The organism is Janthinobacterium sp. NKUCC08_JDC, from assembly GCF_019345575.1.
Taxonomy (GTDB): Bacteria; Pseudomonadota; Gammaproteobacteria; order Burkholderiales; family Burkholderiaceae_D; genus Janthinobacterium; species Janthinobacterium aestuarii.
In genome coordinates this window covers 1-214 of record NZ_JAHKQW010000082.1, presented here as the reverse complement: position 1 = coordinate 214, position 214 = coordinate 1, and the positions used below count along the sequence as shown (strand labels likewise).

General features: G+C 51.4%; 1 rRNA gene. It reads right to left on the bottom strand.

Annotated features, from left to right (window positions below):
* Positions 1-214: ribosomal RNA gene (locus KO538_RS29815) — 23S ribosomal RNA — on the bottom strand; the annotation flags it as partial.

Genomic DNA, 214 nt, shown 5'->3' with positions numbered 1-214 from the left:
AATACTCATCTCGCCCACCTGTGTCGGTTTGCGGTACGGTCTCGTATGACTGAAGCTTAGAGGCTTTTCTTGGAACCACTTCCGATTGCTTCGTGCACAAGTGCACTCGTCTCAACCCCTTGAATTGCGCACCCGGATTTGCCTAAGTGCCTTCTATGAGCCAAAAACCAACTATTCCAACAGTTGGACAACCTTCCGCGATCCGTCCCCCCAT